General features: G+C 37.1%; 7 protein-coding genes. 2 read left to right on the forward strand and 5 right to left on the reverse strand.

Annotation, left to right across the window (positions count from 1 at the left end; genetic code table 11):
- Nucleotides 1-543 carry a DJ-1 family glyoxalase III gene (locus EHQ52_RS17850; protein ID WP_135616566.1) on the reverse strand — a complete coding sequence of 181 codons (543 nt, stop codon included), beginning with the start codon at nucleotides 541-543 and terminating at the stop codon, nucleotides 1-3.
- A gap of 115 nt (nucleotides 544-658) precedes the next feature.
- Entirely contained in the window at nucleotides 659-1,819 is a 1,161-nt protein-coding gene (locus EHQ52_RS17855; protein WP_135616568.1) for a glycosyltransferase, read from the reverse strand.
- 358 nt (nucleotides 1,820-2,177) lie between these two features.
- On the opposite strand from EHQ52_RS17855, the gene EHQ52_RS17860 reads away from it, so the two are divergent.
- A complete protein-coding gene (locus tag EHQ52_RS17860; RefSeq protein WP_135616570.1) occupies nucleotides 2,178-2,666 on the forward strand; it encodes a DoxX family protein in 489 nt (162 codons plus the stop codon).
- A 56-nt stretch (nucleotides 2,667-2,722) separates the two neighbouring features.
- Nucleotides 2,723-3,571 (forward strand): pectate lyase, encoded by an 849-nt coding sequence (locus tag EHQ52_RS17865; RefSeq protein WP_135616572.1) that lies wholly within the window; start codon nucleotides 2,723-2,725, stop codon nucleotides 3,569-3,571.
- A 216-nt stretch (nucleotides 3,572-3,787) separates the two neighbouring features.
- Here the strand turns inward: EHQ52_RS17865 and EHQ52_RS17870 are convergent, their stop codons facing one another.
- From EHQ52_RS17870 to EHQ52_RS17880, 3 genes are all read right to left on the reverse strand, one after another.
- On the reverse strand, nucleotides 3,788-4,069 hold the full coding sequence (locus EHQ52_RS17870; protein WP_135616574.1) for a hypothetical protein: 282 nt from the start codon (nucleotides 4,067-4,069) through the stop codon (nucleotides 3,788-3,790).
- 123 nt (nucleotides 4,070-4,192) lie between these two features.
- Nucleotides 4,193-5,740 (reverse strand): methyl-accepting chemotaxis protein, encoded by a 1,548-nt coding sequence (locus EHQ52_RS17875; RefSeq protein ID WP_135616576.1) that lies wholly within the window; start codon nucleotides 5,738-5,740, stop codon nucleotides 4,193-4,195.
- A gap of 108 nt (nucleotides 5,741-5,848) precedes the next feature.
- The gene (locus EHQ52_RS17880; protein WP_135616578.1) at nucleotides 5,849-6,445 is read right to left on the reverse strand and encodes an SCO family protein; all 597 of its coding nucleotides are present in this window, start codon (nucleotides 6,443-6,445) and stop codon (nucleotides 5,849-5,851) included.
- Nucleotides 6,446-6,909 lie beyond the last annotated feature (464 nt).

The following is a 6,909-nucleotide window of genomic DNA, read 5'->3' on the forward strand; positions in this document are numbered from 1 at the left end:
TTAAGATGGAAGGTATAAGTTTTTTTCTACTTCTTTTCTTTTTTCTATTCCGGAAAGAAGTTCTACAATCTTTAAAGAGAATTCGAATGCAGAACCGGGGCCAATACTAGTTAGGATTTTATCAGAAAGTTCTAATCTATTTCCAGTGTATTTTTCGTTCGAAGGTATACTTCCAGGAAATGCAGTGAATTTTTGATTTTGAAGAATATTATGAGTTAGCAGAACATTTGGCGCCGCGCAGATCGCGCCAATCCACCGATCATCCTTTTTAAAGTTTTTTAATATTTCCGCTACCAAGGGGCTAACATTTAGGTTTTTGGTGCCTTGGTTTCCTCCAGGCAAAACGATCATATCGAAAGAAGAAGGATCAATTTCTGATAAAAGAGAATCGGAGACTAATTTAACTCCTCTGGAAGCTACGACTGTGTTTGAAGAAATTCCTGCAGAAACTACTTCTATCCCGGCTCTGCGAAGCACATCTATAATGATGACTGCTTCCATTTCTTCCATTCCATCTGCAAAAGGTACGAGCACCCTGGGCATATTCTTCTCCGAAGACTTTAAATTCTAGAGGCTGTAAACCTTCTTCTTAATTATTTAAGAAGAAGGGAGAAGAAATCAATTAAAACTTAGGCGAGAAAATTTTCCCTTCTTGTTTTTAGCTCTTTAATTCAGGTTTTTTGGACCAGGTCAGATTTGAATTCAGGAAATAGTTTGAGACCATTGCCGTCAGAATAGAAAGAATATCCGCGCCAAATTTTAGAGTAAGTTCAGAAGTGCCGTTCCATTGTTTGAAAATAGAATAATAGATAAAATGGAATGCGGACATTTGCACCAAAATCCCTACCATACTTACTAGATGGAATAGAAGGAAGCCGAAGGTTAAATTTTTTCCAGAATACCTTCTTTCATAAAACGTAAAGTAGTTATTTAGGAAGAAATTAGATAGGATCGAAAGTTCTATTCCAAAAAACACGGAGAGTGAAAAAGGATCCAAAAAAGAGATCCCAGTTTGGACTTCTGGAAACTTGCATAATTCAGCGACCAAAAATCCAATTAAATTTACAATTACCCCGCTTGCTCCTACAATTGAATAGAGTAGGAATGTTGGGGAGATCCATTTGCCAAAACGAATGTCTAAGATTGCCAAGAAAAAACTTTTGATCACAGAATTATTCAGTTTGGTTTCCCCATACATTCTGGTTTGGAAAGTATAAGGGATTTCTTCTATTTTAAGATTTTCTTTACTTCTTCCCAAAAATTCCAAAAGGATCTTAAAACCTCTCGGGTTGATTGAATTTTTAGTTTCTGAATACACAGAACGTTTAATGCCGAAATAACCGCTCATCGGATCTGAAACAGGAAGCCCTAAAAGACCTTTTGCTAAAAAAGTTGCAAATCTGCTGATCCCAATTCTTGCTAAAGACCATTTTCCAGTAGATCCTCCTTTTGCGTATCTGGTGCCGAGGCAAAGATCTACATCTCTTTCATAAAAAGAACGGATCATCTCCGGCAGGATTTTTTCATCATGCTGAAGGTCGGAATCCATTACTACGAAAACTTCTCCTTCTGCGGCGCCCATACCTGTTAAGACTGCTGAGGATAAACCTTTACCGCTCAATCTACGGATAACTTTAAGTTGCGGGATCTTTTCCTGAAGGTGTTCTGCAATTTCCCAAGTATGATCTGGGCTATCATCATCCACCACAATTATCTCATGGCGGTAATCGGATAAAGATCTGGTGATCCTATCTGCTGCAATAGGTAGGTTTTTGCTTTCATTGTATGTAGGAAGTATAATAGAAACCGATGGTCGCATAGGACCAAATTCTTATTTTGAAGTTTTGAATTCAATATATTAAGTAATTAATTGATTACATACTAGTTAAAATAAGTTTCCAGACCGAAGTATTGTTAAAATGATAGAAATAGAAACCGGTCTATTCAAATTTTGTAATACGGTCTAAGAATATACTACGGTTTGTAGTTTTGTAGATGGAGACTTCGAATTTGTACAGTTAGTCAGCACGATGAAGTTTAGACTCTTAATTTTACCGTTGGTTCTGGCGTTATCGTATTCTTTCTATTTTTCGTGCAGTTTCGGCTTCTAACTGTAAAACAGTTTATGGGGCAATGGTATCTATAGTTAGACCGTTGCACAAACAAAAGGAGAAGTTATGCTTTTAAGCAACTTAGTGAATCATTTCTTTCGTGTTGAGGAGGGTGCTAGGTTTAATATTATTATTCGGATTCTTGCAGGAGGAGTTTTTATTTGGGAAGGAATTATTAAATTTCTCTATGTAAATCAAGGAATCGGTAGGTTTACAAAGTTGGGATTTTCCCATCCAGAAATGACAGCGTCTTTTATTGGAGGTTTGGAAATTATAGGGGGAATCATGCTGATCCTCGGAATTTTGACAAAACCATTAAGCTTCGTATTTATTATACAAATGCTCGTTGCAATGTATCTAACGAAACTTCCTCTATTATTCGGAACATCTCCCTTAATGCCTCCTCAATCCCCGCCAATTTTTGGAATTTGGGCCGTTTTGCATGAAATTAGATCAGAGTATTCCCAGTTACTTGGATGTTTGTTTTTATATTTATCTGGACCAGGTCATTTTTCTTTAGATTTCATTTTAAGGAAGAAAATGTTAATAGCTTGACTTTCAAGGGCAGAAGTGATTTGATCTCGGGTCGAAAATAATTGGATAGGTTACAAATGGCTTCCACCTTTAGAATGTTAGTCTTTGCAAGTTTTCTGTTCTTAGGCATTTTTGATTTTGGAACAAATATTATTTTGGAACAGGTTTTAGATCCTTCTGCCAAAACTATAAATCAACTGGAAGCCAGTTCTTGTAATCCTACTGGGACTTACGAATTTTTTCCAGGAACAGGTTATTATCCGAGCGGATCTAGTGAAGTCTACCCATGGCAAACTCCTGCAGGAGTTTCCTTCGAAGGTTTTGAAACATATACGGATGGAACCGTTATAGAAACTAGTTCCAATAAATCTCTGCAGTCTCATTTAGAAGTTACTTCCGGGACCTTAGTATCCAAACATCTTTCCAATGGTATTTATAAAAGGGCAAAAACAGAAGATTATAATTTCAGAATGCTGATCCAAGGATTGTATACTGGATCTCGGGTAAAGTGGACAGACCAGGCATTGGAGGCTCGATTCTATATAGATTCTTGGCAGGAATCTTCCAATAGTTGGCAGGGAATCCATCTATTTACAAGATATAGGACCGAAAACGATCTATATGTTGCGTCGCTCAGAAGTGATGGAACAGTTTATTTTAAGAAAAAACTTTGTGGTGTTTATACACCTTTGGCTAACGGAATTCTAAAGGACCAGGCAGGAAATCCCAAGTCTTTCAATACGAAACAATGGTATAAGCTGACTTTGGTAGCCATTGGAAACCATATCGATTTTTATGTGGATAATGTTCTACAGCTGTCTATTACAGATGGAACTTTTAGTTGGGGAACTTCTGGGGTTCGGACGGATTATGCGAACGTATATCTAGACGATTTGATCCTTCATGATGATCTAAGTGAGTTTTGAGGTATAAGAAGAAGGTTTTTCGAGGTTCTGGATTTTGTAGTAACTTCGACAGATTGGTATTTTTGACAGAATTCTCCCTATTTCCTATATATTCCCAACTTCCGATAATAGGTATTATGTCGCATTAGATTTTGGAATAGGGCTACTCGCTTTAGATAAAACCCGGTTTTCATGGATCGATAAATTGAACTCTGAAAGCCGGGATCTAAGAAAGGATCAATATCCTTGCCAAAGAGAAATGCTAACGATTGTCTTTCCGTTATCAGATTTGTTCTCACATTGGCATTTGATTTGAGCGGATTGGCTGTAATAACCTTGTCCGAGTGAGAATCCTGGAGCTGGTTTGCAACTTTTGTATAGTCCACCTTCAACTAAACGGTTGCAAGCGGCTTGGATGGCGGCCTCGATATCACCACTTTGAGAGCTAATTGTGCCTGGAATTGCTAAAAAGACCACAACGGCTAATGCGGAAGCAGATATAAATAGAAACTTTTTCATAGTAAGGTCCGAAAACAAATAGGAACCTTCCATTTGGAAAGAAAATATTTCAAACGAAAAATTTTGCAGATTAAGAAATTCTTTCTAAGTTTGGAAAAAAATTTCCAGTTTCGATCTTGGTGTTTAAGCTTTGAATTCTTGGACCTGTTTTTGCAAAGAATCGCTTAATTTTTCACATTTTCTGGCCTGGTCCGCAGCTTCAACTGCCTGAGTCGCGATGATTGCATTTGAATTTTGGATCCGATCTAAAAAGTTTCTGATCTCTTCTAAACTTTTCTTTTCTGCTTCCGTTGCTTGGTGAACATTTTGGGAAATTTCTCCCGCCTTAAACAGAGCGCCTGCAACAGTGACTCGAATGTCAGTTTGTTTTTCTAATAGAGAAAAGAAAGAATCCAAACTTTCTTTGATAGAGTCCACATCTCCCAAGATTAATGAGATAGTTTTTGTTCCGGATTGAACGATGTCAGTGTTCTTAGTCATTTCTTCTTTTCCATCTCTGATCAATCTGGAAATCTCTTTGATTGTGTTTGCAGTTTGATCTGCTAATTTTGAGATCTCGTCTGCGACTACAGCGAATCCTCTTCCATGTTCTCCGGCTCTGGCTGCTTCTATAGATGCGTTTAATGCGAGAAGATTTACTTTATCTGCGATATCGGTGATTGTTCCCAATTTTGCAGTGGTACTGGAAGAACTGGATTCGATCCTTTTAATAGATTTTTCGATCGCGATTAAACTTTCTTCTGATTCTCGAGCATGTTTCCATGCAGTTTCGAATAAAACTTTAGTCGAAACAAGTCCAGCTTCCATATCCTGAAAACTGATCTCCAATTTTTGAAATGAGTTTTCTAAAGTTCCTGTTGCTTCTAATTGTTTTTTCGTAGAATCAGATACATCTGAGATTGCGTTAGCGATCTGGTTCATGCTTACGTTAATTTCTTCTAGACTATTTGCTTGGTCAGTTGTTTTGTCGGCTACAGTTGTTGAACTTTGGACCAGGCCTTCTAAAATCCCGTTTACGGATTCTGATTTTTCTTTAACTTCTCCCTGAATGGAGACATTATATTTTCGGACTTCTTCCAATTCAGCAAGATTGATTGCCTGATTCATAAACTCTCGTTTGAATGTTGTAGAAAAATAGATTAATATTCCTGTCTCGAAAATTACGAAAATTGCATGTAATAGAACGATGTCCCAGCCGTTTCCGTAGTTGAATATGATGATTGGAGTTTCGAAAATATTATATCCGATACTTTGGCAGAAGGAGAACAATCCGTGGTGGACCGCTATATACAATGCGCCAGGAATAAGCGTTTTCCAATCTCTATAATAAAGAAGGAATGCCAATGCTACGAAAACATGGAAATGCATCTCTATTCTTCCGAACTGAGATTGGATCAGTATTCCGGACCAGGCCATGATGAGGACTGCATTTAAGATCCTCAGAATATATTGGCCTCGTCCAAACAAAAAGCCTATGCTTGAAAGTACTCCGATGATTATCGAAGAATTTAAGACAAATTTCCAAGTGCCGTATTCTAAGGATAATAGAAGTGCGAAAGGAATATGAGCTAAAAGAAGAATGTAGAAGAAACGATCTACCTTCTTGGTTTCCTCGTTAAATTTGAGTTTAGCTGTATCTTGGATACTCTGTTTATGCTGAGGCGGATTCATATTTTTTCCCCGGAAGGGTTTTTATTTTTAAGCCCGATTTCGGACTCTATTTCTTTTAGGTCCGATCTTTCGAAAGTCCCGTTTTTCTTTTCGTTTATTATGAATCGCTTAAATGTTTAGAAACTTTGGTTCTTTTTTATCGCTTATGAATTTTATAAGTTCTGTCGGATTTTGATCCCAATGTTTATCAAATTCGAAAATTAATCCTTTGATCCTTCCCGCAGAATTTACCCAAAGGACCGAATCTGGATGATCTATCTCTCCATTTTTATTGGAAGAAAATGCCATAACTCCAAAAAGTCTTGCAAGCTCGAAAGCCCTACCCCTCGACTCTAGTCGGATAAATTTAGTCTCCGATTTTATATCAGAGAAATATTTTTCAAAACGTTCTTCTGTATCTTTTTCAGGATCTAAAGTTACAAATACTAGTCTTAGATCTTTTTGTTTCGAAATTAGGTTTTTCAATTTTTGCAAACTGCCATGGCATATTGTTTTGCAGTTAAGATATCCGAAATAGACCAGATTCTCTTTTCCGATCAAAGCTTCGCGTATATCTGTAGTTTTACTACCTTCTTCACTTATATGGAATTCAGGTAGACTTCTGTCTGCTTCCATCATTCCGGAAGAAGAGCTAGGTAAAAAATAGAATAACGGAAATATTACTATTAATCCACCTACTGCAAGTTTCCAGATATCAGTTTGCATTTTGTTAAAGAGGTATTTAAAAAACCTCTAATATTACCAAAGACGAATAACTTGCTTTTTATTCAAAAAATTTCCTAAAAGAATGCCTGGAGAATTAAAGGAAATTTATTTATGAATATGTTAAGTTTAAGTTATTTCTTGGGAAAAAGTTATTTAGACTTTGGGCTGTTTTGTAGGAATTCCAACACGAATTTCGTGTAGAAAATTGTATTGCTGAATTTGGAATTTTAGTGTACATGGGAAAAGGCTTCTCCCACAAGCCCACCTCCTCCACCCGAACCAGGGCGGGGGCGATCTCCATTCCATGTTGGAATTCCAACATGCGGATGTGAATTCTAAATCTCAGTGTTGATATAAATTTATTTAGATTATTGAAATGAAGAGGAAGACTCTTCGAAAACATATAGAGTAGCGTGACTCACCGAATTGTTACACCCCCAGCCCTTGCAAGCAAGGACTGGGTT

Source organism: Leptospira koniambonensis (assembly GCF_004769555.1).
In the GTDB taxonomy this organism is placed as follows: Bacteria; Spirochaetota; Leptospiria; order Leptospirales; family Leptospiraceae; genus Leptospira_B; species Leptospira_B koniambonensis.

Coding starts and splice junctions, on each gene's coding strand:
- EHQ52_RS17850 (WP_135616566.1), bottom strand. CDS start 543: ATGCCCAGGGTGCTCGTACCTTTTGCAGATGGAATGGAAGAAATGGAA.
- EHQ52_RS17855 (WP_135616568.1), bottom strand. CDS start 1,819: ATGCGACCATCGGTTTCTATTATACTTCCTACATACAATGAAAGCAAA.
- EHQ52_RS17860 (WP_135616570.1), top strand. CDS start 2,178: ATGCTTTTAAGCAACTTAGTGAATCATTTCTTTCGTGTTGAGGAGGGT.
- EHQ52_RS17865 (WP_135616572.1), top strand. CDS start 2,723: ATGGCTTCCACCTTTAGAATGTTAGTCTTTGCAAGTTTTCTGTTCTTA.
- EHQ52_RS17870 (WP_135616574.1), bottom strand. CDS start 4,069: ATGAAAAAGTTTCTATTTATATCTGCTTCCGCATTAGCCGTTGTGGTC.
- EHQ52_RS17875 (WP_135616576.1), bottom strand. CDS start 5,740: ATGAATCCGCCTCAGCATAAACAGAGTATCCAAGATACAGCTAAACTC.
- EHQ52_RS17880 (WP_135616578.1), bottom strand. CDS start 6,445: ATGCAAACTGATATCTGGAAACTTGCAGTAGGTGGATTAATAGTAATA.